General features: G+C 62.4%; 28 protein-coding genes. 11 read left to right on the forward strand and 17 right to left on the reverse strand.

Translation table 11 applies throughout. From position 1 onward, the window contains the following. Positions 1 to 133: 133 nt before the first annotated feature. Positions 134 to 1,033: an L-threonate dehydrogenase gene (gene ltnD, locus ATY77_RS02810; protein WP_245314271.1), complete on the reverse strand. Its 900-nt coding sequence runs from the start codon at positions 1,031 to 1,033 to the stop codon at positions 134 to 136. A gap of 185 nt (positions 1,034 to 1,218) precedes the next feature. On the opposite strand from ltnD, the gene ATY77_RS02815 reads away from it, so the two are divergent. After that, positions 1,219 to 2,217 (forward strand): LacI family DNA-binding transcriptional regulator, encoded by a 999-nt coding sequence (locus tag ATY77_RS02815; protein WP_088685978.1) that lies wholly within the window; start codon positions 1,219 to 1,221, stop codon positions 2,215 to 2,217. On the opposite strand, the gene ATY77_RS02820 is transcribed toward ATY77_RS02815, so the two are convergent. The 3 genes from ATY77_RS02820 to ATY77_RS02825 all read right to left on the reverse strand — a co-directional run bounded on the left by ATY77_RS02820 (position 2,201) and on the right by ATY77_RS02825 (position 3,396). Further along, positions 2,201 to 2,677 (reverse strand): NUDIX domain-containing protein, encoded by a 477-nt coding sequence (locus ATY77_RS02820; RefSeq protein WP_088685979.1) that lies wholly within the window; start codon positions 2,675 to 2,677, stop codon positions 2,201 to 2,203. The genes ATY77_RS02815 and ATY77_RS02820 overlap by 17 nt on opposite strands. A gap of 91 nt (positions 2,678 to 2,768) precedes the next feature. Then, positions 2,769 to 2,912, reverse strand: a complete 144-nt coding sequence (locus tag ATY77_RS32745; RefSeq protein WP_190237565.1) for a hypothetical protein — start codon at positions 2,910 to 2,912, stop codon at positions 2,769 to 2,771. Positions 2,913 to 2,925: 13 nt separating this feature from the next. Next, positions 2,926 to 3,396, reverse strand: a complete 471-nt coding sequence (locus ATY77_RS02825) for an Hsp20 family protein (RefSeq protein ID WP_088685980.1) — start codon at positions 3,394 to 3,396, stop codon at positions 2,926 to 2,928. 241 nt (positions 3,397 to 3,637) lie between these two features. Between ATY77_RS02825 and ATY77_RS02830 the strand changes: the two genes are divergently transcribed. From ATY77_RS02830 to ATY77_RS02840, 3 genes are all read left to right on the forward strand, one after another. Further along, positions 3,638 to 4,459 carry a DUF1206 domain-containing protein gene (locus ATY77_RS02830; protein WP_088675891.1) on the forward strand — a complete coding sequence of 274 codons (822 nt, stop codon included), beginning with the start codon at positions 3,638 to 3,640 and terminating at the stop codon, positions 4,457 to 4,459. A gap of 45 nt (positions 4,460 to 4,504) precedes the next feature. After that, a complete protein-coding gene (locus tag ATY77_RS02835; protein WP_088685981.1) occupies positions 4,505 to 5,002 on the forward strand; it encodes a metallophosphoesterase family protein in 498 nt (165 codons plus the stop codon). A gap of 90 nt (positions 5,003 to 5,092) precedes the next feature. Beyond that, the gene (locus tag ATY77_RS02840) at positions 5,093 to 6,019 is read left to right on the forward strand and encodes a manganese catalase family protein (RefSeq protein ID WP_088675893.1); all 927 of its coding nucleotides are present in this window, start codon (positions 5,093 to 5,095) and stop codon (positions 6,017 to 6,019) included. Between the two features lie 24 nt (positions 6,020 to 6,043). Here ATY77_RS02840 and ATY77_RS02845 read toward each other — a convergent pair whose 3' ends face one another. Next, on the reverse strand, positions 6,044 to 6,907 hold the full coding sequence (locus ATY77_RS02845; protein WP_088685982.1) for a hypothetical protein: 864 nt from the start codon (positions 6,905 to 6,907) through the stop codon (positions 6,044 to 6,046). A gap of 123 nt (positions 6,908 to 7,030) precedes the next feature. Here ATY77_RS02845 and ATY77_RS02850 point away from each other — a divergent pair, with 123 nt between their 5' ends. Together ATY77_RS02850 and ATY77_RS02855 are read left to right on the forward strand one after the other, a co-directional pair. After that, complete coding sequence (locus ATY77_RS02850) at positions 7,031 to 7,567, forward strand: GXWXG domain-containing protein (RefSeq protein ID WP_088685983.1); 537 nt, start codon at positions 7,031 to 7,033, stop codon at positions 7,565 to 7,567. Between the two features lie 59 nt (positions 7,568 to 7,626). Then, the gene (locus ATY77_RS02855; protein ID WP_088685984.1) at positions 7,627 to 8,124 is read left to right on the forward strand and encodes a hypothetical protein; all 498 of its coding nucleotides are present in this window, start codon (positions 7,627 to 7,629) and stop codon (positions 8,122 to 8,124) included. Positions 8,125 to 8,171: 47 nt separating this feature from the next. On the opposite strand, the gene ATY77_RS02860 is transcribed toward ATY77_RS02855, so the two are convergent. The 3 genes from ATY77_RS02860 to ATY77_RS02870 form a co-directional block, all read right to left on the reverse strand. Then, the gene (locus ATY77_RS02860) at positions 8,172 to 8,357 is read right to left on the reverse strand and encodes a hypothetical protein (protein WP_088685985.1); all 186 of its coding nucleotides are present in this window, start codon (positions 8,355 to 8,357) and stop codon (positions 8,172 to 8,174) included. A 70-nt stretch (positions 8,358 to 8,427) separates the two neighbouring features. After that, a complete protein-coding gene (locus ATY77_RS02865; protein ID WP_088685986.1) occupies positions 8,428 to 8,784 on the reverse strand; it encodes a response regulator in 357 nt (118 codons plus the stop codon). After that, the gene (locus tag ATY77_RS02870) at positions 8,781 to 10,475 is read right to left on the reverse strand and encodes an HWE histidine kinase domain-containing protein (protein WP_088685987.1); all 1,695 of its coding nucleotides are present in this window, start codon (positions 10,473 to 10,475) and stop codon (positions 8,781 to 8,783) included. Before ATY77_RS02870 ends, ATY77_RS02865 begins: the two co-directional genes overlap by 4 nt. A 152-nt stretch (positions 10,476 to 10,627) precedes the next feature. Between ATY77_RS02870 and ATY77_RS02875 the strand changes: the two genes are divergently transcribed. Further along, positions 10,628 to 11,935 (forward strand): GGDEF domain-containing protein, encoded by a 1,308-nt coding sequence (locus tag ATY77_RS02875; protein WP_088685988.1) that lies wholly within the window; start codon positions 10,628 to 10,630, stop codon positions 11,933 to 11,935. Between the two features lie 20 nt (positions 11,936 to 11,955). On the opposite strand, the gene ATY77_RS32750 is transcribed toward ATY77_RS02875, so the two are convergent. From ATY77_RS32750 to ATY77_RS02885, 3 genes are read right to left on the reverse strand one after another with little or no spacing between them, the layout of a single operon-like run. Further along, positions 11,956 to 12,129 (reverse strand): hypothetical protein, encoded by a 174-nt coding sequence (locus ATY77_RS32750; RefSeq protein WP_190237566.1) that lies wholly within the window; start codon positions 12,127 to 12,129, stop codon positions 11,956 to 11,958. Continuing rightward, positions 12,122 to 12,607, reverse strand: a complete 486-nt coding sequence (locus ATY77_RS02880; RefSeq protein ID WP_088685989.1) for a DUF2243 domain-containing protein — start codon at positions 12,605 to 12,607, stop codon at positions 12,122 to 12,124. The genes ATY77_RS32750 and ATY77_RS02880 overlap by 8 nt, the downstream gene beginning before the upstream one ends. Next, complete coding sequence (locus tag ATY77_RS02885; RefSeq protein ID WP_088685990.1) at positions 12,604 to 12,792, reverse strand: hypothetical protein; 189 nt, start codon at positions 12,790 to 12,792, stop codon at positions 12,604 to 12,606. The genes ATY77_RS02880 and ATY77_RS02885 overlap by 4 nt, the downstream gene beginning before the upstream one ends. Before the next feature lie 227 nt (positions 12,793 to 13,019). Between ATY77_RS02885 and ATY77_RS02890 the strand changes: the two genes are divergently transcribed. From ATY77_RS02890 to ATY77_RS02905, 4 genes are all read left to right on the forward strand, one after another. Beyond that, positions 13,020 to 13,715, forward strand: coding sequence for a GntR family transcriptional regulator (locus ATY77_RS02890; RefSeq protein WP_088685991.1), 696 nt, complete (start codon positions 13,020 to 13,022; stop codon positions 13,713 to 13,715). A gap of 43 nt (positions 13,716 to 13,758) precedes the next feature. Further along, positions 13,759 to 14,646 carry a dihydrodipicolinate synthase family protein gene (locus ATY77_RS02895; protein ID WP_088685992.1) on the forward strand — a complete coding sequence of 296 codons (888 nt, stop codon included), beginning with the start codon at positions 13,759 to 13,761 and terminating at the stop codon, positions 14,644 to 14,646. A gap of 2 nt (positions 14,647 to 14,648) precedes the next feature. Further along, a complete protein-coding gene (locus ATY77_RS02900; protein WP_088685993.1) occupies positions 14,649 to 15,995 on the forward strand; it encodes an FAD-binding oxidoreductase in 1,347 nt (448 codons plus the stop codon). Between the two features lie 123 nt (positions 15,996 to 16,118). Next, positions 16,119 to 16,352 carry a hypothetical protein gene (locus tag ATY77_RS02905; RefSeq protein ID WP_088676090.1) on the forward strand — a complete coding sequence of 78 codons (234 nt, stop codon included), beginning with the start codon at positions 16,119 to 16,121 and terminating at the stop codon, positions 16,350 to 16,352. A gap of 60 nt (positions 16,353 to 16,412) precedes the next feature. Here the strand turns inward: ATY77_RS02905 and ATY77_RS02910 are convergent, their stop codons facing one another. The 6 genes from ATY77_RS02910 to ATY77_RS02935 all read right to left on the reverse strand — a co-directional run bounded on the left by ATY77_RS02910 (position 16,413) and on the right by ATY77_RS02935 (position 24,126). Further along, complete coding sequence (locus ATY77_RS02910; RefSeq protein WP_088685994.1) at positions 16,413 to 16,796, reverse strand: response regulator; 384 nt, start codon at positions 16,794 to 16,796, stop codon at positions 16,413 to 16,415. Then, a complete protein-coding gene (locus ATY77_RS02915; RefSeq protein ID WP_088685995.1) occupies positions 16,789 to 20,763 on the reverse strand; it encodes a CheR family methyltransferase in 3,975 nt (1,324 codons plus the stop codon). The genes ATY77_RS02910 and ATY77_RS02915 overlap by 8 nt, the downstream gene beginning before the upstream one ends. A gap of 64 nt (positions 20,764 to 20,827) precedes the next feature. Next, positions 20,828 to 21,850, reverse strand: coding sequence for a chemotaxis protein CheB (locus ATY77_RS02920; protein WP_088685996.1), 1,023 nt, complete (start codon positions 21,848 to 21,850; stop codon positions 20,828 to 20,830). A gap of 175 nt (positions 21,851 to 22,025) precedes the next feature. Continuing rightward, on the reverse strand, positions 22,026 to 22,421 hold the full coding sequence (locus ATY77_RS02925) for a response regulator (RefSeq protein WP_088675909.1): 396 nt from the start codon (positions 22,419 to 22,421) through the stop codon (positions 22,026 to 22,028). A 31-nt stretch (positions 22,422 to 22,452) separates the two neighbouring features. Continuing rightward, positions 22,453 to 22,851 (reverse strand): response regulator, encoded by a 399-nt coding sequence (locus tag ATY77_RS02930; RefSeq protein WP_088685997.1) that lies wholly within the window; start codon positions 22,849 to 22,851, stop codon positions 22,453 to 22,455. A 69-nt stretch (positions 22,852 to 22,920) separates the two neighbouring features. After that, on the reverse strand, positions 22,921 to 24,126 hold the full coding sequence (locus tag ATY77_RS02935; protein WP_088685998.1) for a helix-turn-helix domain-containing protein: 1,206 nt from the start codon (positions 24,124 to 24,126) through the stop codon (positions 22,921 to 22,923). Between the last annotated feature and the right edge of the window lie 48 nt (positions 24,127 to 24,174).

Genomic DNA, 24,174 nt, shown 5'->3' on the forward strand with positions numbered 1-24,174 from the left:
TCTTCAGTCAAGTTCGCGCCGCTCGTCGCATCGCCCTTGCGTCTGCGCATATAGGGCAGAAGATCGCGTCGGCAGGATGCACGCAGTCTCCTTTGTCGACGGGCTTCCGGCCGAACAGGATTTTCATCAGGGCTCAGCCTTCCATGCCGGGCAATGTGGCGCCGCATTTTTTCGCCAGGATCTTTGCCACTGCCGCATCGTCCTCGCGCCCGAGGCCTGCCTCGGATGCCTCTTTGAAGAGGGCGAGAGCCGTAGCCGCAAGCGGCGTCACGCCCCCGGTCCGCTCGGCTTCCGAGCGGACGATCCCGAGATCCTTGACGAAGATGTCGACGGCGGAACGGGGCGTGTAGTCACCCTCGACGATATGTTCGCCGCGGTTTTCGAACATCCAGGACGAGCCCGCCGAAACGCGCAGGACGTCGTAGAGCGTCCTGAGGTCGATGCCTGTCTTGGCCGCGAGCGTCATCGCTTCCGCCGTGGCGGCGATGTGGACCCCGGCCAGAAGCTGGTTGATCATCTTGACCTGGGAGCCGGGGCCGGGCCGGTCGCCGAGCCGGAAGACCTTGGCCGATACGGCGTCGAGGGCTGCGCCGGCGCGCTCGAAAGCCTCGTTCGAGCCCGAGGCCATGACGGTGATCTCGCCGGAAAGCGCCTTGACGTGGCCGCCGGAAACCGGCGCATCGACGACCAGCATGCCGGCTGCCTCCAGGCGCTCGGAAATAGCGATCGTGGCGCTTGGCGCCATGGTGGTGCAGAGCAGGAAGACGGTGCCGGCGGCGGCCGTTTCCAGCGCGCCTTGCGGGCCGAAAAGCACGTGCTCGACCTGGGCGCTGTTGACGACGTAGACGAAGACGGTTGCAGCATCCTGAGCGGCGGCTGCCGGCGTGTCGGAGGCTTTGCCGCCCGCTTCTAAAAAGCGCTGCAGCACGTCTGGACGGACGTCGCATCCGCCGACGGTGAAGCCTGCCCTCAGAAGCGAGAGCGCCGCGCCCCAGCCCATCGAGCCGAGACCAATGACTGCTGATTTCTTCATGTCCTGCACGGCTCTTCTCCCGGATGCCACACAAGTTGTTCCGGCGGTGTTATCGATACCGGTATCGGTAACAAGCCCCATTTTTGTCAGTTATGTCAAGTGCCGGGTGTTTTCCTTTTCCGGAAAAAAGGCCTATGAATTTATCGTGCCGCTTGTGCGGCTGTGCGACGACAGGATCCATCGGGATGCGCAAATCCACACTGGAAGAGATTGCCGCCGCGGCCGGCGTCAGCAAGATGACGGTATCGCGGGCGCTTCGCGGCGCAGCCGACGTTTCCAAGGAAACCCGCGAAAAAGTGCTGCAGGAGGCGGAGCGGCTGAGCTATGTCGGCAACCGGCTAGCGCTCTCGCTGTCGTCGCAGCGGACGAACCTCGTCGCCGTCGTCGTTCCCAGCATGTCGAACATCGTCTTTCCCGAGATGCTGGAGGGCATTTCCGCCGGCTTGCAGGGTTCCGGCATGCAGGCGGTCTTCGGCATTTCCGATTACGATATGGCCAAGGAGCGCGAGATCATCCGCGACATGCTCTCCTGGCGGCCGGCTGCGATCGTCGTCACCGGACTCGACCAGCCGGCGGAAACGGTGCGGATGCTGCAGCATGCCGATATTCCCGTCATCCAGCTGATGGATCTCGACGGCACGCCGGTCGATTTCAATGTCGGGCTTTCGCATGGCAAGGCGGGAGAGGAGATGGCGGCGGCGCTGCTTTCGGCCGGACGGCGGCGGTTCGGCTATATCGGCAGCGCGCTCGACAGGGACTTGCGGGCAGGAAAGCGCAAGGCCGGCTTCGAAAAGATGCTGCGCGAAAGCGGCCTCTCCTTCGCGCATGAGCGGATCGATTCGGCCTATTCCTCGATCGCGCATGGCAAGCAGCTGACGCTCTCCATGCTGGCGGCGACCCGCGATCTCGACTGCATCTACTATGCGAGCGACGACATGGCGACCGGCGGCGCCTTCGCCTGTCTCGAGCTCGGGGTTTCCAGTCCCCGCGACATACTGATCGCCGGCTTCAACGGGCTCGAAGTCGCCCGCGCCCTGCCGATCAGGATCGCCACCTCGATCTCGCCGCGCCGCCAGATGGGCGAGGCCGCCGCCGAACTTCTGCTTTCCGCAAGCCGCGGCGATGGAAGCCCGCCTCCCGAGAAGATCATCGCCTTCCACCCTGAGATCACCGGGGTCGGCTAGATCTCTGGGTCACGAGATCCGCGAGCATCGCCGCCTGACCTTTCAGGATTTTGACCGCCGCCTCGGCGATGGAAAACCACCCGGCTCGATCGACCTCGGGAAAATTCTGCAGGCGCCCCGATCTCGGCGGCCATTCCATCTGGAATTCCGAGCTTGTGATCTTATCGACATCCAATGCCGGATCCGCCTGCACCGACCAGACGACCACCACTTTTCCGCCGGGCTGGCGGTATTCGCCGAGCGGTGCGTAATCTCCCAATACGTCGAAACCAAGCTCCTCCCGCGTCTCGCGGATCGCTGCCGACAGCTCGTCTTCGCCCGGTTCCACCAGTCCCTTCGGGATAGACCAGGCCCCTTCGTCCTTCCTTGCCCAGAAGGGACCGCCGGGGTGCACGAGCAGCACCTCCAGCCCCGTCTCGGAAAGCCGGTAGACGAGAAGCCCGGCGCTACGGACCGGCATCGGCAACTCCTGGGTCGGGGATGACGTTCTTATTGCAAGCACAGGAGGGCCGACGCTGGCCGGCCCTCCTTCATTTCTGACTTGCGCCGCCTCAGCTGCGTGCAGCCGGCGCCGGGGTAGCGGTGCTCAGCTTCTCGAGCAGCTTGGCGATCGCGCCTCTGCGGCTGCCCATTCCGGGTTTGCCACGACGTTTCCTGATCTCGACCAGGAAGGGCTTGCGGATCCTGGACTTCATGTCCAAAACCTCCTTACGCCACCTGACGCTCGGCTTCGATCTGAAGAGGCGCCTGTTGAAAGGAGCCGTCTCCGATAGCGATCTTGCGCGGCTTCATCGCTTCCGGAACTTCCCGTTTCAGCGCGATGGAGAGCAGACCGTTCGTCAGCGAAGCGTTTTCGACGCGAACATGGTCGGCGAGCTCGAAGCGGCGCTCGAAAGCGCGGCCGGCAATGCCGCGATGCAGATATTCGCCTTGTTTGTCCTCGGCCTTGTGGCCTTTTACGACGAGCAGGTTGCGCTCCTGCGTGAGGTCGAGATCGGCATCGGCATAACCGGCCACCGCCATGGTGATGCGGTATTCATCCTCGCCGATCTTGACGATGTCGTAGGGCGGCCAGGCGTCGATGGCCTGGAGGCGCTGCGCGTTGTTGAGGAGATTGAAGACACGGTCGAAGCCGATGCTGGACCGATAGAGCGGTGCGAAGTCGAAGTCGTTTCTCATAGCCAAATCCTCCTTAAAGCGAGATGACTGGAGACGCGTCGGAAACTCGCGTCTCCTATGATCGGCCCCCATTGGGCTGCCGACACGAATGATCTGGTTTTTGAGATTTTTCGGTTCAAGAGGGTTTCAAAAATTTTTTTTGAGGCGGGGCGGAAAGCTCCTCGCGGCGGGCCGATCTTCGAAAACTTTCGGCGCGGTGGCGCGTTAGTGATGACGATCACGGCGATGCGCGGAGAATATCATGCCAAAGGGATTTCGTTTCGAGCTGCTTGCCAAGAGCGGTTATGTCGCGCGCGGCGTCGTCTTCCTGCTGATTGCGGGTCTCGCGCTCTTTTCCGGCATCGCCGGCGGCCGGCCGGAAACGAAATCGGCGCTGTCGACGCTTCTGGGACAGCCTTTCGGCCGCGCCTGGGTGGGGCTGATCGGCCTTGGCCTTCTCGGTTTCGTCGCCTGGCGCCTGGCGCAATCCTTGGCCGACAGCGACGGCCATGGCAGCGACGCCAAGGCGATCGCCATCCGCACGGTCCTTTTCGGCAGCGCCGTCACCTATCTCGGGCTGGCGGGATATGCGCTGGGGCACGCGCTCTTCAGCGGCGGCGGGGGCGAAGGCTCGGGCGAGAAGGGTTTGGCCGGTTGGATCATGTCGCAACCCTTCGGCGCCTACCTGGCCATCGCGGTCGGCCTCGGCTTCATCATCGGCGGGGTCGTAACCGCGGCCAAAGGCCTCACCAAGAAGTTCGAGCGCTACCTCAAGCTCGCCGACAGCAGCGGCGTCGTGACCCTGATCTGCATATATGGGCTCGTCGCGCGCGGCCTCGTGTTCGCGATCATGGGCATCTTCTTCGCCTATGCCGGTTTTCGCGTCGATCCGCAGCAGGCCGGCAGCATGGCCGATGCGCTGGATTGGGTGAGGCAGCTTCCTTTCGGCTCCATCCTCTACATCGTCGTCGCGGCCGGACTGGCGGCCTTCGGCATCTACAATCTGGTCGAAGCGCGCTACCGCATCGTCCGCGGCCCGTCGCTTGACGACGTCAAGCAGTCGATTCCGAGGCCCGGTCATTAGCAAGGGGCGGGTTTTCAACCGCGCCGAGCGCCCCATCTCTGTCGGATGATCTATTTTACCAGCGACACCCACTTCGCAGATCCGCGCATCCTCAGGATCGACCGGCGCCCCTTTCCCGACATGGCCTCCCACGACGTCACCCTGATACGCTATTGGAACGAGGTGGTCGGGCTTGAGGACGATATCTGGCATCTCGGCGACTTCATGTCTTCCCGCGGCGGCGACTGCGACCAGCTTCTTTCCATGCTGAACGGGCGAAAGCACCTGATCATCGGCAATAACGATCCGCAGACGACGACGGAAGCGAGGGGCTGGACGAGCGTCCAGCACTACCACGAGATGACGCTCGACGATCAGCTGCTCGTCCTCTGCCACTACCCGTTCCGCACCTGGAACAAGATGGGCAAGAAATCGCTCAACCTGCACGGCCATTCCCATGGCCGCCTGAAGCCTTTGCCCCGGCAATACGATGTCGGTGTCGATGCTCAAGGGTTACGGCCGGTGTCGCTGGAAACGCTGTTGTCGGTGAAGCCGCCGCAATAGGCGAAATCGTAGACCAAGAATACGCGGAAGCCACGGGAACCGTCGATGCCGAGCGAGGTTTGGACGTTTTCCAACCAAAGGAGCTTCCCGATGTTCATGCGCGTGGATCAATTGCAGGCGGAATTGCCGGCGCCGAAGGCGGCCGACCCGAACGCGGCCGCAGCCCTCCAGGAACTGCTGGGCGGCAAATACGGCGAGATGTCGACGCTCGGCAACTACATGTTCCAGAGCTTCAACTTCCGCTCCAAGTCGAAGCTCCGGCCGTTCTATAGCCTGGTCGCCAGCATCACGGCGGAAGAGCTCGGCCATGTCGAGCTGGTCAGCAACGGCGTCGCCATGCTCGCCAACGGCCCTGACAAACCGGATGGCGATGCAGGCGATGGCGGCGACATTTCCGACGCGCCGTTCGCGGACATGGCGGATATCCGCCTTGCCGCAAGCTTCCTGTCGGGCGGCGGCGGCGCGATGCCGGTCAACAGCAACGGCGCCTCGTGGAACAACGACTTCATCACCACCACCGGCAACATCGTTTTCGATCTCCTGCACAATTTCCATCTGGAATGCGGGGCAAGGCTCCACAAGCTCAGGGTCTACGAGACCGTCACAGACCCGACGGGGCGTGAAGTCTGCGGCTATCTGCTCGTCCGCGGCTCCGTGCACGCGCATGCTTACGCGCTTGCCCTGAAGAAGATCACCGGCGTCGAGATCGAGAAGTTCCTCCCCTGCCCCAACATTCCGCTCGCCAATATTCCGGAGGCGCAGAAATATCTCGACGAGGGATCGCATCGCCGCCTCTACACTTGGAGTCCCAACGATTACAAGGAGATCGCCGGCATCTGGAGCAATGACGAGGTGGCGCTTCCCGACGATCCGCCGGGCGAACTCGAAGTCGTCGAGGGCATGCCGGAAGGCGGCAAGATCCACCAGCTCGTCGGCGTGCCCTCCGCCTTCACACCGGATTACGCTCCCGAGGAGATGTTCGAGATCGCCGAGAAGCTCTACAAGAAGTCCCGGTGAGCCGGCGGCGCCCGGCAGGTCGCGTCAGCGGGACTTTCTCCGCTCCCGCGACCGCGCCGTCCGCCTGGCCTCCCTGAGTTCCTCGATGTCAGGCTGCCACCAGCCGCGCTTGCGGTCATGCTCGCCGGCCACGGTCTTGGCCGGCCAGGTGTGGACGAGTTCCTCCAGAGTCGGCAGCCGCCAATTGGCCCATACATGATCGTGGCCGACATCGGGATAGAACTCGCAGACCGGATCGGGATCGACGATTTCGCCGGTCACGTCTGTGATGACGACGATGCCGTAAGCGCTCGTCGCCACCGGGCGGTCGAGCGGCGGAAGATCGTCTGATGGCACCGGCAGGCGGTGGCGTTTGCGCTCGGCCGAGCGGCTCTTGGCCTTCGCCTCTTCCTCTGTGCCTTTACGCGCTTCGGCGCGTTTGCGGCGCTCTTCCGGTTCGGCTCTTTTCGCCGCGGCCTCGATCGCATCCCAGCGATGCTGGAGTTCGTCATAGGAGGCGAAGGGAACCTCCCAGACACGAAGCTCGCCGTTCCATCGGGCGAAAGGCACCTGGCGCAACTCATCGACAACAGTTCGCGAAAAGGGCGTCCGGATGCGGAAACCCGTCTTGATGACGTCGAGATAGGGGCTGAGGATCGGCTCGAAGGCATAGGCGTCCCGTCCCTTCTCTGTGGCGAACAGATCGGTGCGCGTGGCTTCGTGCGCCAGCCAGCGGTCGATGCGCCGCCGGGCCGTCTTGCCGGGAACCGTCCATGCGCAAAGCGCGTCGTTCCAGCGCGCGCGGGGAAAGGTCTCGCGGAAGCGCTGCACGGTCATCCTGTCGAAGGGGAAGGAGACCGTCTCGACAGGCGCTTCGTCTTCGGAGATTGGAACGTCATCCGTGCTCATGCGGTTGAAACGAACACCTCCCCAAGGAAGTTGCCGAGCGCCAAGCGATGAAAACAGCCGGCGGCTTGTGGGCCGGCAAAGGCAGATCTACCTATGATCCGATGGTAGGGCGAGGGATGATCGATGAAAAGCGCGGCGTTGCAGGATGAGAGGACAGCCTGGTTCCGGTCGCTGGAGCCGGTCCAGCCGGCGGAGATGCTTGGCCTTTGGAAAGGCGCCGGCATCCCTTCGCGTCACCCGCTTGACGGCGTGCTGGAGAATCTCGGCTGGTTCGGCAAGCGTTTCCACGCGGATATGCGCGCCGACGCGCTGCTCTTTCAGTGGCGGCCGGGCCGGCTGGTGGCGATCGAGCCCGGCTTCTTTCCGATCGGGCTTGCGATCAGGGCGGCGCCCTTCGGCCGGACGGCCATCGCCCGCAGCGGGTTCTCCTATCTGCAGAAGGCCTGTCGCGCGCGGGGCACAACCGCATCGCTGAAGCTCCAGACCCTGGAAGATGCCGCCACCGCCGCAATGATCTACGACAGGCAGCCGATCGTCGATTATTTTCGCAGAATATGCGAGGATGAACTCGCCGGCATGATGTGCGTGCGAGGGGACATCAGGCGCTACTTCTTCAAACTCCGGAAGGTCGATGCCGCCTCGCGGCCGCGGGACAGGTGAAGCAGGGAACAATCTGCCATGCTAATCTGTTTTTACCGCACGCAACCAAGGGGGATGTCATGCGTGCGGTGCTGATCGCCACTTTGCTTTCGCTTTGCTCTCTGCCCGCCCACGGGCAGGATGCAGGGTTTCTGAAGTCTCTGGCCGGCGATTGGAGCGGGACCGGAATGGTCCTCACCAAGATCGGCGGCACGAACTTCAACGTCTCCTGCACCCTGAAATCGGACGCCAGCCAGTCCGCAGTTTCGATGAACGGCAAGTGCCGCGGGCTTGCGGTTTTCGTCCGGACGTTCTCGGCCAACGTCAAGGCCTCGGGCCAGCGCTATTCCGGCAATTACATCGGCCCGTCGGGCCAGCCGTCCAGGCTCATCGGCAGCAGGCGGGGCGACAGGCTGAACCTGGATGTCACCTGGGCGCGTGTGGTCAATGGCGACCGGAAGGCAACGCTGATGATCGAGAAAGTCGGTCAGAACAAACTTCGGCTGCAGACGGTCGATAAGGATCTGCTTTCGGGCCGGTCGGTCGTGACCAGCCGCATCGACCTGCAACGCCCATAAGGTCCGAATTCCGGAGCGGCGTCCGGTAACGCCTGCTCCGGGTGGTTTCAGTGTTTTCTCGCAGAATGGTCGCCGCGGTCGCCTTCGCCGGGCTTCGCGTCGCTCTTTGCCTTGCGCCGTTTGTCCGCGGACAACGAACGGCCGACATCGTCGGATTCCTTGAAACGGCCCTGATCGTCGCGGCGCACGTAGCGCTTGTCGGTGCCGGTATCTATGAGCTCACGTTTGGACATGATCGTCTCCTTGCTGTTGGAGCAGGCAAAACGCGCCAGATTCCAAAAGGATGCATGCCATCCGCATTTGCTAAGCCGCCATCCGGACGAGCGTATCGGAGAGCTTTCTGCCGTCATAGGGTTTCGGGAAAAAGACGCCGCGCTCCGGCAATTCGTCGGCGTCGGGTTGCTTCATGCCGGAGACGACAATGATTTCCACCGGCGGCCAGCGGTCACGCACGGCCCTCGCCAGCTTCAGTCCGTCCATGCTTCCCGGCATGTCGATATCGGTCAACAGGATCCGGATGCCCGGGACCGTTTCGAGGAGGTGAAGGGCCTCGTCGGCATCGCGCGCTTCAAGCGCTTCGAAGCCGGCCTCCTCGACAATTTCGACCGCCATCATGAGCAGCAGGGGCTCGTCCTCTACCACGACTACCTTGGTTTTCATGTTTTGCTCGAATGCACCATATCCCTATCTGAACTTTCAACTTCCCCCTTCGCCGCCGGTTCCGCCGCCGAGAATATAACTTCGAAGACAAGGCCTTCCGGTCTGAAGTCCGAGCGCGACCGCGCCTGCGCCTTCGCAGGGAAGGCGCGCTCTATCAGCACGGAGCCGAACCCCCTTTTCGTCGGCGCCGACACCGTCGGCCCGCCGGATTCCGTCCATAGCAGAAGCACGCGCCCGTTCTCGTATTTCCATTCGATGGCGACGGTTCCATCCTCGCTTCCGAGGCTTCCGTATTTCGTCGCATTGGTCGCGAGTTCATGGATCACCAGGGAAAGCGGCAAGGCGATATCGGCGGGCAGAACGACTTCCGGCCCGTCGAGGCGGATGCGTTCCGCCTCCGAGGCGACATGCGCCCTGAGGGCTGCCGAGACGATCTCTCGGACGGGCGAGGCCGAGCCCTCGCGCGACAGGATGAGGTCATAAGTGCCGGCGAGCGCCGCAAGCCTTTCGGCGAAAGAATTGTACCTTTCCGGATCGGAGCGCGAGAAGGTCTGCCGGGCGATCGCCTGAACCAGGGTGAAGCCGTTCTTGACCCGGTGGGCCAGCTCGCGGACGAGAAGGATGCGCTCCTCCTCCGCCTCTTCGTTCCGGCGCCTTCGCTCATCCAGCTCGTCGAGCAGCCGGTCGAAGGTGGCGCCGACGACATCGAGCTCGTCCGACCCTGTCATCCTGGTTCGCGCCGTGGTCTCGCCGCTGCGCCACTTCTCCATCACCTCGGCGATCCGCGAAATCGGCACGAGGATGAAGCGGTTGCCGATGATGATCGCGGCGGCAAAGGAAAACAGCGCGCCGCCGATGATGGCGAGCGTATTCATCAGCGTCGCCCGGTTGATCGGCGCGAATGCTTCGGGCTTCGAAAATCCGGCGCTGACATAGAGAGGGCTGGAGGGCAGCGCTATCGGGCGATAGCCGAGAATCCGCTCGGTCCCGTCCTGGCTCATGATCTCGATCACATCAGGCTGTTCGGCATGGACAAGGCGCTGATACTCCTCAGGGATGGCGGTGCCGACGAACTGCTCGGGAAGGGGCACGCGCGCGACGATGATTCCCTTGCCGTCGGCGATCGTCACCGCATTGCCGGGCGCCACACCGCGCTCGGTGATGCGGTTCTGCAGCCAGTCCAGCCGGATGCCGCTGACGATGAGGGCCTTGACGACATCGCCCTCCATCAAAGGCATGGCGAGCGGCAGCACCGGTTTGTCGGAAAGACGGCTCACAGCATAGGTGCCGACGGCGAAATTCCTGGTCTTCAGCGCCTCCTGGAAATAGTCGCGATCGGAAAACACCACGCCGTCGGGAAAGGGCATGCTGCCGCAGATCGGCCGGCCGTCGAGCCCGACGACGAAGATGGTACGGATGTTCGCAATGCTCTCGGCGACCGATTTGAGAGCCGCGTTGCAGGCGTCGACGTCGAGGTTGCGGACGGAAGGCATGGCGGAAACCGAAACGAGAAGGGCGTGCAGGCCTTCGACGATCCGCTCGACTTCCGAGGATGCCTGTCTTGCCGCCTGCGCCGCGGAGGCGCGGACTTCCTGGTTGCGTTCGTGGCGCAGCGCTACCTCGTTATAGGCGAGCATCGCGACGACAGGCGCCAGCGCCGCGACCGCAACTGCAACAAGCTTGAGTCTCATCCCGTCTCCTCTCGCAAGAGGGTTGGTAGCATGATCGGAACGATCCCGCACGGATCACACGCGGAATCTTGTTTACAAAATATCAACGTACGTATCCGGACGTTTACGCTCGAACCTTGCCGCGCCTCCGATCGCGGCTAGATAATGGGGGGATGAACGATGCCAAGAACACTTCCTCCGAAGGTTCTGCAGCCGGGCCTTTCTCGCCGCGGCCGCTGACTGCCGCGATGGCGAACGAAGTCGAGCGCCTCTTGTCGGGCCGGACCCGCGATATCCGCCTGACGGGCGATCTCCGCGGCCGGTTTGAGGAACGGTCATGGCGCCAGACGTCGAAGGTCATCCGCTCCTGGATGACATGGGTGGCCTTCGTCGATGTACTGACGCTGGCACTGAACGCTCTCCTGCTTCCCAGTGACGTCGCGCTGTCGATGGTCGCTCCTGCCTGCCTTCTGCCGCCGGCGGCGATTGCCACGGCCCTGATCTGGCGCAAGCCGCGCGCCGCCGCCGTTCTGCGCGCATCGCTTCTCGGCGGCATGTGTCTCATTCTGCTGTCGGTCACGCTCGTCGGCGTCTTTGCCGGAGGCGAATTCTACGAGCGGCATCTGACCATCATGCTGTTCGTCGCCACGAGCGCGATCACCATCTTCAGTGTGCCGCTCGCCTGGACGATCGTGATCGCCTGTTATGCCCTCAGCCTCTATTTTATCCTGCAGTGGTACAATCCGCTCGTGGAAGCCGGCAGCGTCGTCGCCGGGACCTTGTTCTTTTCCTGCGGTATCATCGCCACCGTGGTCGCCCGGCGAACGATGAACATCCTGGCGCAGAAGACATTCCTCCTGGACTGCCGGGATCAGCGCCGCAACGCGGAACTGGCCGATGCGAACGCCCGATTGGAGCGGCTCGCCAGAACCGATCCATTGACGGGCATCGCCAACCGGCGCTGGATGATGGAGACCCTTGAAGGCCTCTGGCTGAGCGGCCGCGACACCGGCGTCGCCGCGGCCATGCTGATGTGCGATATCGATCACTTCAAGGCGCTGAACGACAAGCTCGGCCATGGCGAAGGCGACCGCTGCCTCGTCAAAGTCGCCGGCATCATCCAGAGCTGCGTGCGCGCCGATCGCGATCTCGTCTCGCGCCATGGCGGCGAGGAATTCTTGATCGTGCTTCCCGATGTCGACGAAGAAGAGGCGGTGGCGGTTGCCACTCGCATCCGCGAGAGCGTGGAAGCCGCCGCCCTACCTAACCCGTCGTCCGGCGTCGGCCCTTCGGTGACGCTGAGCGTGGGCGTCGCCCTGAAATCGGTGCGCGACACCGACATTTCGCTCGCCAATCTCCAGCACGAGGCCGACATGGCGCTTTATCGCGCCAAGGAAGCGGGACGCAATCAGGTCTCGGTCTTCCGCCGCCAGCACCAGGCCGCGCCGTCCGCGCCGATCGCCGCGAGACGCCAGGGCTGACGGTCGCGGCGCGGCTGCGATCACGGTGTAAAACCGAAACAGCGGATCGAGAGATAGTCTTCGGCCGAGATCTGCACTCCGAACAGAAGCGAGGCCCAGACCGGCTGCGTGGCGAAGAGGAAACCCAGCGCGAACGCTGCCCAGATGGCAGCGGCCCCGAATTCCCGAAGCAGAGAGGCACTGCGATCAGTCATACGGCCTCCGGATCATATTCCAGCCGGCAGCAAGCATGACTGCCCCCCACATCAGAAAGCCGATATCCCAGTAGAGCCACGCCGACTGGTCGACCGTTTCGTTGACATGGTGAATGCCGAGCAGGTGGTGGTCGATCACTCCCTCGACGAGATTGAATAGGCCGAAGCCAGTAAGCACCGCGCCGATCAACTCCGTGGTCGACCAGCGAAAATGCGGGCGGCGCGCGGCGCGCCAGAGAATGAACAGGCCCGCGAGAAGAAACAGATAGGTCGCCGAATGGAAGACGCCGTCCCAGAAGGTGTTGAATTCGAGGTTCTCGACGGAATCGATCGAATACCAGGCGCTGAACATATGGTGCCACTGCAGCAGCTGGTGAAAGACAATGCCGTCGAAAAAGCCGCCGAGTCCCAGGCCGAACAGGATGCCCGACGACCGCGGAAAGTTCCGGTCAGTGCTCACCCTGGTAATCGATGTCATCGCATCACCAGGTAGGCGACCATGGCGACTGCCGAGACGAAGGCGGCGGCGCTCAATCCGAACGTCAGATATTCCGCTGCCTTTTGCCGGTGGCGGCCGATTTCCGCACTTCCAAAAACGGCCGCTATCCGGCTCGCCAACGTCAGCGCACCGAGAAAAAATGCCCACTGGGTTGGTGTGTCCATTTTCCTGCTCCCGTCGCGGATGCACGCCCGACAAGGAAACGTTCCTGCGTAGGTTCATCATTAACAAAGCCGGTTCCCCTTTGTTTCCGTTCGATATCGCACTTTCTGTACGAACTGCCCTCCAGATGGGTGCCGGCGTCTGCTCGGCCGGTCCAGCCGACATTGAAGCTTGACGTGACGGCGTTGTCTACTTAATGTCTATCAAAAGAATAATAGAACGGAGGCGTATGATGCCCGAAATCGCTGGACCCGACCGCAAGGCGAGTCTCGAACTTGCGCTGCGCATACGCATCCTCACCATGGAACTGCCCCCGGGCGCGGTCCTCGATGAAGTGGCGCTGAGCGAAGAATTCGGCCTTTCCCGCCCGCCGGTGCGCGAGCTGATGCGGCAGATGGCCGGAGAGGGCTATATCGACCTCGAGACGAACCGCGCCGCCCGGGTCAGCGCCATGAGCTACCAGTCGCTGCGCGATTTCTTCCTGCTTGCGCCGATGATCTACATCACCGCCAACAAGCTCGCGGCCGAGAACCGGACGAAGGCCGAGCTTGCGGTGCTCAAGGAGATCCAGCGCGCCTTCCGCAAGGCGGTGGAGGACTGCGATGTGGAAAGCCGGGTGTTCCAGAACGACCAGTTCCACCGCCAGATCGGCGAGATGGCCCACAATGTCTATGTCGTCCCGAGCTTGCGCCGGCTGCAGATCGACCACGCCCGCATCGGCAAGATCTTCTACCAGCATCCGAACACGCCGCGCATGCAGGAAGAACTCGAGCTCGCCTGCGATCAGCACGACGAGATGATCGAGGCTATAGAGCGGCGCGACGCCGAAGCTTCGGGCGAGCTGGCGCGGCTCCACATCGAGCTCTCCCGTCGCAACATCGCAATGTACGCGGCCCCCGAGGGGCTGGAAGCGCCGGCTCTCTAAGCCGCCCAGGAACAATAGCATCCAACGCAACGGGATTTCATCGATGACCGCTTTTCCCTTTCCAGGACTCAATCTCGCCATCACCACGCCGTTCGACGATGCCGGCCGCATCGACTACGGGCGGCTTGAAATCAATGTCGAGCGCTATCTCGCAGCCGGCGTCCGCAGCTTCCTCTTCAGCTCCGGCACCGGCATGCACGTCTATCTCTCCAAGGCCGAATCCGAAGAGCTGGTCAGCCGTGGCGCGAAGATCGTCAACGGCCGCGCCAGGGTGATCGCCCAGACTTCGGCGCTGCTGGTGGAGGACGTGGTGGAACGGACGGCGCGCGCCCGCGATGCCGGCGCCGCCGGCGTCATGGTGCTGCCGCCCTTCTTCGAAGGCCCGACCGGCGATGAGGGCATTCTCGATTTCTACGCAGAGGTCGCCAGAACAGGCCTTCCCGTCATCGGCTATAACGTGCCCCAGGCGGTCGGCGTCGCCATCACGCCGGAGCTTCTCGACAAGCTCAGTGAAATTCCGGGCTTCTCAGCCGTCAAGGACAGCAGCGGCGATTTGGGAAAACAGGCGGCGCTCATCCGCACCGGCCGTTTCGTCATGAACGGCGCCGATCCTCTCGTTCCCTATGCGCTCTATGCCGGATGCGACGGCCTGATCTGGGGCGGCGCGAACTTCGCGCCGCGCACGTCAGTCGCCCTCGTTGCGGCGGCGGCCGAGCGCAAGTGGGATGAGGTGCGGGCGCTCTGGAAAATCCTGGAGCCGGCAATGGGCCTGATCTGGGAAGGCGATTACGTGCAGTCCGTCTATGCCGCCGCCGATATGGTCGGCTACGGCGCCGGCGTTCCGCGCAAGCCGCTGCGGGCGCTCGCCCCGCAAAAGCTTCCGGCGCTGAAGCGTTCCCTCGAAGCGCTCATGGAGCGGGAAGCGATCTGACTGTGAACAAGGCCGCAAAGACCGTCTTCGTCGCATCGAGGCTCCCCAAACGTGCCGGCGTGTCGGGATGGGTGGCAACACTTCCGCCGCGCACGCCGCGCCCGGCCTTGGGCGAAGCGATCAGCGCCGATGTCGCGATCATCGGCGGCGGCTTTGCCGGCCTGACGGCGGCGCATCGCCTCTTCCGGCTCGACCCGACGCTGCGGGTTGCCATACTCGAAGCGGGTATCATCGGCGAAGGTCCGGCCGGCGCCAATTCCGGCTTCATCATCGACCTGCCGCATGAGGTTTCCTCGGACGATTTCAGCGGCGAATCCGAAGGCAAGTTCCGCGACTCCGTGCTGCTGCAGCGCTCGGCGATCGCGCTCGCGAGCGACCTCGCCGGCGAAAACGGCTGGGGTAAGGAGCTGTTCGATCCCTGCGGCCGCTACAGCATCGCGATGAGCGCCGAAGGCGACAAGCATCTCTATGCCTATTCGCAGCAGCTTGCGAAGATGGGCGAATCCCATCGCCTGCTCAAAGGCGCGGAGATCGAAGCCGTGACCGGATCGAAGGCCTTTACCTCGGCCCTGTTCTCGCCCGGCACCGTCATCATCCAGCCGGCCGCCTATATCAGAGGCGTCGCCGATTGCCTGAAAGAGCCGGTGCGGCTGTTCGAGCAGACGCCGGCTCTCTCCTTCGAGCGCTGCGGCGACGGCTGGCTGGTGAAGACGCCGAGTGGATCGGTGCGGGCGGTCAAGATCATCATGGCCAATAACGGCCATGCGGAAAGCTTCGGCTTCTTCCGTAGGCGCCTCCTCCATGTCTTCACCTATGCCTCTCTGACGGAGGAATTCGATCCGGGTCGGCTCGGCGGCGAAAGGAAATGGGCAGCGACCCCGGCGCTGCCGATGGGAACGACGGTGCGGCGCATCGATACCGAGGGCGGCGACCGCATCCTCATACGCTCGCGCTACAGCTACAATCCCGGCATCGAGATCGGCGACGCCGATATCCGTAGCGCCGGCCGCCTGCATGACGGCAAGTTTTCTCACCGTTTCCCCACGCTTGCCGGCGTCGGCATGCAATACCGTTGGGGCGGCGCGATGGCGCTGACGCATAATCACGTGCCGGCCTTCGGCGAGATCGAGCGCGGTGTCTTCGCCGCCTGCGGCTGCAACGGGCTCGGCGCATCGAATTCAACTGCCGCCGGCATCGCCGCCGCCGAACGGGTGCTGGGTCACGATTCCGAACTCGGCCGGATCTACAGCCGCCTGGCGGCGCCGGTCTTGCTGCCGCCGCAGCCGCTGACGACGATCGGCGCGAAAATCCATCTCGCCTGGCGCGAATGGCGTGCCGGAACGGAATGAGGCTGCACCGGCGTCAGGCCTACAAGACGTGAGCCCCACTTACAGGAGGCCGGGCCGCAGCGATTTCCGTTTCCTAAGGCAGAGAATAGGCGCATGATCTGCTCGGCGGGGAAGGAGATCGCCATGGATAGGGCGATGGTGGAAAGACATCTGCAGCAGGCTCGCGAGCATGTCGCCGCGGGAGAAATGCATCTCGCTCGGCAGCGCCAAATCCTGACCGAGCTGACCAATCGCGGCGCCGACGTCACGGAGGCTAAGCGTCTTCTGATGAATTTCGAAGAGTCTCAGATCATGCATCTTGCTCACGTGGACAGGCTCAAAGCGGAACTTCTAGCGTGGCCACGAGGAGCAGCATGAGCCGGTTGCCGCGGCAGTCGGCAGAAAGGCTCGATGTGCCGCCGATAGCGGGCGAAAGAACTATGCCTTGCCTGCCGCATCGATAGCAGCCCGCAGGGCAGCTATCAGCCGCGGCATATCGACGGGTTTCGCGCAGCAGCCGGTCGACACGAACCGGGCCGGTAACGCAGCTATGTCATAGCCAGTGGTGAATACGAAAGGGACATGACGCTCTAAGAGCCTGTCGGCGGCGGGATAAACCGGCGTGCCTTGCAAATTGACGTCCAGGACGGCTGCGTCAAGGACATCGGACGAGGCGAGGAGCTCGATCGCACGCTCGAGAGTTTGCGCTGGCCCGATCACGATGGCTCCGGACTCCGCCAGCTCCTGGGACAGCTCCTCAGCAAGCATGAATTCGTCCTCGACGACGAGCACGCGGCATTCATGCAGCATCCCCTCAGCCATAGCTTTCGTCCTCGACCAGATTGGTGAGTGAAACAGGAATCGCGATCGTGCAGTGGATGCCGTCCTGACCAAGAACGAAAGACGTCTTGGCATCGAGCTGGTAAGGCAGAGCTCGTTCGATCAGCTCGCGACCCTGGCCACCCCCTTGTGGTTCGGAACCGGGCGGCGGCATCTTGACTTCGCTCTCGCGCCAGTCGACATGCAGCCACGGTTTTCCGCCTTCCCCCGTTTGTTCGACACGCCAGGTGATCGCTAAATGCGCCTGAGGTTGGCTGAGCGCTCCGTATTTGGCGGCGTTCGTGCCGAGCTCATGCATCGCCAGCGCCATTGTCTGCACGGTCGTCGAGCGAAGCCTGACGCCTTCCGGCCCCTCTAAGGTGATACGGCTCAATTCGCCTTCCGGCGCGCCGTGGATCTTTAGCTCGGATCGGATGAGTTGATCGAAAGTGATGCGATCCCCCTCCTGCAGCCGCGATAGCAGGCTTTGCACCCGCGCCAGGACGTCCAGGCGGTCGCGGAACCTCTCGTGGAAGTCTGCCAGATCGGTGCTGGTGCGCATGGTCTTGTCGGCCATCGACCGGACCACGGCCATCAGGTTGCGCGTGCGGTGCTGAAGCTCGGCAACGAGGACTTTCATCCGGTCGGCGGAGGCCTTTTCATCGGTGATATCACGGCCGATGCCTCCGATCTGCTTGACGTTTCCTTCCTCGCCGAACAGCGGGAAATCGGCATTTCTGAGCCAGCGAATTTCGTGATCCGAAGCGCGCCTGATGCGGTACTCAAATTCCACGCGCTCGCCGTTTCGCACGCGCCCGATCTCCGAGAGCGCCTGTTCCCGATCTTCGGGAATGATCAATTCTGCCCAGCTGCGGAAATTATTGCCCGTCATGGCCTGCTCGCGATCGACGCCGTAAATGGTTTCGAAGGCCGGCGTCAGATAGACCCATTGCAAGGTTTCCGCGTCGCGAATCCACAATACGTCGGAAGAGGCTTCCCCGAAGAGCCGGAACTGCTCCTCGCCCTGCCGCAACGCCGCTTGCGCTTGTTTGCGAGCCGAAATGTCTATGCAGAACTCGGCAACGGTTCCGTCGCCGAGGTCGCGGCCGGCAAAGAGCATCCAACGGCGCGACCCGTCGGCGAGGAAATACTCCTTCTCATAGGGCCCGATCTTGCCGGTTTCTCTGAGGGCTTCCATCTGCGCCTGGCTTTCGGCGAGGTGTTCCGGCGGGGTCAGCCGCCGCCAATGAAGCTCGCCGCGCGCCATTTGTGAGCGGGTGTAACCGGACATCTTCAAGAAGACTTCGTTGGCGTCGAAGATGACGCCCTCTTCATTCAGGAAAATCACCCCGACGGCATCCGTCTCCAGAACGCGCTGCAGGCGCTCCTCGCTCCGCCGAAGCGCAACTTCGGCCTCATAGGTGGCCGTCAGGTCCGTGAAGGTGACGACGGCGCCGCTGATATAGTTGTCGACACTGCGATAAGGGAGTGCGCGCGCGGCGTAGTGCTTCTTGTTGGCCGGATCGCTGACCTTTCGGTCGACGGGGACTAGCGTTCTAAGGACGAGGCGAACGTCGTCCAGAAGTTCCGGATAGGCGACGCGTGATACGACATGGTCGAGCGGCCGACCGACATCCGTGTCGAGCAGATGGAATATTTCGGTCGCCGCTGGTGTGAAGCTCCTGACGCGCAGATCGTTGTCGAGGAAAACGGTGGCGATTTGGGTCGCCTCGAGGAGGTTCTTCAAGTCGGAATTGGTGCGGTCAAGTTCGGTAACGCGATGAGCAAGCTCGCCGTTGACCGTCTGCAGTTCCTCGTTGACCGACTGCAGCTCTTCCTTCGAGGTTTCCATCTCTTCATTGGCCGACTGCAGCTCTTCGTTGATCGACTGATATTCCTCATTGGAGGACTTCAGCTCCTCATTTGTCGATTCGAGCTCCTCGATCGTCGCCTGTAGCCGGTCACGCGTCACGCGCAGATCCGTCTCAAGCCGCTGGACATGTTCTTCGCTTGTCAGCCTTCCGCCATCGGGCGCCGTTCCCTCGGCGACCTGCCCCGCGTCCTGGAAGAGCACGATCAACGATGTGACGTCGCCGGTGCCGAGCGGTTCGACGATTATGTTGACGGCGTAGGTGCGATCGTCCTGTCGCAGCAGCACCCGCGGCACCTCGATCTTGATTGCTTCCGTCGTCGCGCGCTGCAGGGCGGAACGCATATCGAGCCGGAGATCGCGATGGGCAAGGCTCAGGAGGTTGAGCGTGGCGGTGCCCGATGCCGGTTCGAGATAACGGCCGGTGCGTCCGGAGAAATGCAGCACGTCATAATGCGAATCGACGACGACATAGGCCGGAGCGAAGCGCTCGGCGACGACTTCGGCCTGCCGGCTGATCGTTGCCGACAGCCGGCCCGTCTGCAAAGTAGGAACCGGTGCTGCGAGCGGATTGTCGGGGCTGCGCGGGCGCGGACTGAGCGGGAAATCCGGGATGATGCGGGTCGCCGTTTCCAGCCTTCGAAACAGGCGGTTTTTACGGTCGACAGGTGCAAAGAGCTTGCCGTGGCGGGTGACGTTTTCCGAAGAGCCGAGAAAGAGAATTCCGCTTGGCCTGAGCGCGAAGTGGAAGATGGGTATGACTCTGTTTTGCAGGTCGCTGTCGAGATAGATCAGCAGGTTCCTGCACGACAGGATGTCGATGCGAGAAAACGGCGCATCCTTGACGATGTTGTGCGGGGAAAAGATACACATCTCCCGCAATTCCTTGACGACGCAATAGGTATCGCCCTCCCGCACGAACCAGCGGGCCAGCCGCTCGGGCTGGACCTGGGATGTTATCGCAGCGGAGTAACGGCCGGCGCGCGCGATCCCGAGCGCGCGGGCGTCGAGATCCGTCGCGAATATCTGTACATCGGGAGGGTAATCCATGGTGGCCATGTGCTCGCGCAGCAGCATGGCGATCGAGTAGGCCTCCTCGCCGGTGGCGCAGCCGAGCACCCATACGCGCAACTGATCGCCGGGCTCCTTGCCCTGGAACAGTCTTGGAATCTCACGCTCGAGCGCTTCGAACTCGGCCGGATCCCTGAAGAATTGCGTCACGCCGATCAGCAGGTCCTGAAACAGGTTTTGGACCTCGTCCCGGCTGGCGCGCAGCCGTTCGATATATCCGTCTATGCTGCCGATCTGCAGCACCTGCATCCGCCGCTGAACGCGCCGCGTGAAGGTCCCGCGCTTATATCCGTGGAAGTCATGGCTCGTGACATTGCGAAGAACCGTGGCAATCTGCGTAATCTGAGCCTCGATGGCGCTCGGCGGCTCGTAGTCCAGGCCGGCGTCTTCTTCCTCGGCAACATTGGCGGCATAAAGCGCGATCTGTGTCGCAATGCCCTGCGCCGGCAGGCGCAAGTCAGCGATCGCCAAGGTTCCTCCGCCTTCCTCGGGGGTTCCATCTTCGCTTTCGCCAATCTCGACGATCGACAGGCCACCAAACTTCTTGGTGGCCGCCACCCCCGCCGTGCCGTCGTTTTCGAGCCCTGCCAGAACCAAGGCGATCGCGCGCTCATGGGCATGTTCGGCCAGCGAGATCAGCATGGTGTCGACCGTGCCGCGATGGCCGATCGGCTCCGAGGCCGGCCGTATGCGGATGTGACCATCTTCCAGCGTCATCATATCGTCGGTGCCGCCGATGTAGATATGATTGGGGAGAATCCGCTCCCCATCGACTGCGACCGTTACCGTCAGTCGCTCTTGCCGCTTCAGCGCGTCAAGCACGGCCGCGGCGTCGAGCCCCTCCTGCTGGCGCACCACGACGAGGTAGGATGCGCCGAGACTTACGCCGATGTCCGCGAATATCTGCTCCAGCGACGGGAGTGACTGTGCGCAGGCCGCAATGCCGACGATCACGACCGGCTGTTCGCGTTGATCCCGTTCAGGCGTGGTTGCCTGTTGCTCAATGTCTTCCCGTTCGTCGTACGCCATCGTCGATCCATGCCTCTGTTGCGCCGACCTTAAACGGTCGGCGCGCCAGAAGGATACAACTTTATCAGAGATCCTGGAAACGGGACGTGCGACCGAACCGCAGAGACGTCAGGGCAGCGTCGCGCAGGGTCGCGGCATACTGCCGGTATTCCACAGCCCTTGCCTCGTAAAGTTCGGCGACGGCGGTGCGACCCGTGTCGCGGGCGTCCCGTGCCATGCGCTCGACCAGCGTCACCCGCTCCTCCATAACTCTCATCGCTATCCGGATGGCATCGTCGACCTCATCTATGTGGGAAGCGAGCGCGTCGGCGGTGTAAGCGTGGCCGATCTGACACCGAAATCGCAGCGGGCTCGAACCCCGGATCTCGGAAAGCACGCCGTGACAGTCGGGGCAGCTTAGGGCGGTGGGAGCGGCGATCTTACTAAGATTGGCGCTGCCAAGGCGCGCGCCAGCCGCGATCTCGACTTCCAGCCGCAGATCCTCCGACGACGAAGCGCGATGCGGCGGCGCATCGCTTCCGGCGATGTCGGTCAGAAGTCTGCCGAGATCGGCTGCCGGAGCTACGTGATCGACTTCGACAGCTTCAAGCGCCGCCAAGGGCATCTGATCCGCCTCGGCGTCGAGCGGGTGCTGCACCACCGTCATCCCGCCACTGGCTTTGATCGCGTGCAATCCCGCAGCTCCATCGTTCAGCATCCCGGTCAGGACAAGACCCACGACGCGCGGGCCGAATGACAGCGCAGCCGAACGGAACATCGGATCGATCGATGGGCGGACCATGTTTTCCCGGGGGCCGGCGCCGAACTTGATCGTCTCGCCCATCAGCAGCAGGTGGCGATCGGGTGCGGCGATGTAGATGCGGCCCCGCTCGATCGGCTGGCCGTCTACCGCTTGCGTCACCGGGAGCTTGGATTTGGCCGCGAGGATTTCCGGCAGATAACCAGGTGAGTTTGCAGGAATGTGGGTGCTGACGAATACGCTAGCCGGAAGCTCGGCGGGTAAATCAGCAACCAGCGTCCGAAGAACAGCGCCGCTCCCCGCCGATCCGCCGATGGCGATAATATCTCGTTTGGCGCTCGAAGACATCGTCTTTTCCCTTTCATGATCAAGCTCAACAGTCGCTGAGCCCTCATGGTTCCGCATAGCGCCCGATAAGTCTGTGCGAAGCGGCATAGACCGCGGAGGCCTAATGCTCCGGGCCAAGTCGCGGCGAGCGGACCACGGCAAATGAACGGCTACCGGCAGCTGTGAAGCGAGGCGATCAATTCGGCCGTTCCAAACCACTTGCCGGGCCGAAGAGAGCCAAGGCGATGGTTGCGAGTTCTGTCGGCTTTTCGCAGAGCGCGAAGCCCTTATACTTGGTGGGGATATGGGAAGGATCGTAACCGGTGGCAAAGACGAAGTTGATTTTTCGGTCCTCCAGTTCATCGGAGACGGCAAACACCAGCTCGTCGCCGAGGTAGACGTCGAGGATCGCCGCGTCGATATGCTCCCGTTCGATCAGGTCAAGCGCGCGGCCGACGTTCGCAGCCGGGCCGATGACGGTCGCGCCGAATTCCTCCAGCTTCCTGCGGGTTTCATCGGCAAGGAAATATTCGTCCTCCACGATTAGGATGCGCTTCCCGAAGAAGAGTTTCGTGTAATGGCTCTTTTCCACTGAAAACCTTTCCGACCCGATAGCCGATGAGTTACCCGGATGGACCAGGACGTTGCCGTGCCGGCAGGTCGGCAAGCACCATGAGCAGTTCTTGCTCATCGCAGGGCTTGTTGAGACAAGGCATGATCTGGAATGGTGAAGGCATGGAATGGCAGTCGTAACCCGTTACGAAAACGAATGGGATCTCTCGCTTCAAGAGCGTCTCTGCCACCGGATAGGCCATCTCTCCGCGCAGGTTGATGTCGAGAATCGCCCCGTCAAGCTCCTGCTTGCGCTTGGAGACGAGCTCCAAAGCGCCGGCGATGGTGGACACAGGTCCGGCGACTTGTGCCCCTGCGTCCTCCAGCGCTGCCATCATGCTGGAAGCTGCGAGATATTCGTCTTCGACGATGAGGTAGAAGCGCCCCGCGAGCGCTGCCGGGATGTGCATGATCCAGCTCCTTCGCGTCCCCGAACTCGCGCCGGCGACGAAAGTTGCGCCTTGAAAGGATTATGGCCGTCACCACGTTCTGGCTGTTCTCATTGCAGACGTTTGTTGGCGTCCTCGTTGCGCAGCTTTCGGGAATTCGAAAGTATGAGCTTGATCGACGATATTCCTCTCCGGCTCCTTCGTCGCACTCAAGGAGAATCCCATAAGCCGCTCGTACTCCGCTTCCGGGATGCCGTAGGATCCATGAGCCTTGCTGATGAGCCCTGCCCGATCGATGATGATGACCTTTCCTCGGACGGACCGGATCAGCCTTTCGCCCTCCAGGACATGAAGCGCGCCGGTGACTCCGGAACGCCTTACGCCCAGCATGAAAGACATATATTCATGGGTGAGATTGAGGACCTGACTGTCTGTTCGATCATTCAGCATCACGAACCAGCGCGCCAGTCTCTGCTCGATGGAATATCGCCCGTTGGCCAGGGCGGTATAGCTGATCTGGATTCCGAGCGCTCGCGAAAAGGAATGTGCAAGTGAGCGCAGTTGCGGGGCTCTATGAGTGAGGCGCAGGAAGCTGTCGACGTCGATCTGTTTAGCGGATCCTTCAATCTGTACCATGAGATTGTAAGGCGTCCGCCAATCGCCCTCCAACAGCCCGGCACCGGTCACGCCTTCACGCCCGATCAGGCCGGCCTCGACCTGCCTGCCGTCAAGAGACGACGCGACGAGAGAAACAACGCCGCTTTCGATGAAGGACACGGTCGTTATGTCTGAAAACTGCTGCTCCAGGATTTCGCCCTGGACCAGGCGAACCGGTTTCAGATGCGGCCGGATGATCTCGCTTTCGCGGCGGGAAAGCCTCGAGAGGATCATGTTCTTTTGACTGCCGGCGGCCCTTTCGATCGAACGTCGGCAGTCGGAAAGCGCGTTGAAAATCGCGCCGTCGTCCAACGGCTTTTCAACGAAGATCCGATCGGCAAACCGGGGAGGAACAACGTCTCGGCTGTAGCCGGTTGCAAAAAAGAAGGGGATCTTGCGCCTTGATAGCTCGTCGGCGACCGGAAATACCATGGTTCCCGCGAGATTAATATCCAGAATGGCGACGTCGATCCGCGGAAATTCGTCGATATATCTCAGCGCCTGATCGACGTTAGGGGCGGGGCCAGCCACCTTGACGCCGATTTCGCTCAGTTTCGAAGCGAGATCACTCGCCAGGACGTAGTCATCCTCGACGACCAGGACAACCCTTTCCGCAGGTTTGTCAAAAGCCCTGTTCATGCGGATTTGTCTCCGATGCCACGTCGATTATACTGGAAACGGTCGTGT

Origin of the sequence: Rhizobium sp. R634 (genome assembly GCF_002211305.1) — a bacterium.
In the GTDB taxonomy this organism is placed as follows: domain Bacteria; phylum Pseudomonadota; class Alphaproteobacteria; order Rhizobiales; family Rhizobiaceae; genus Rhizobium.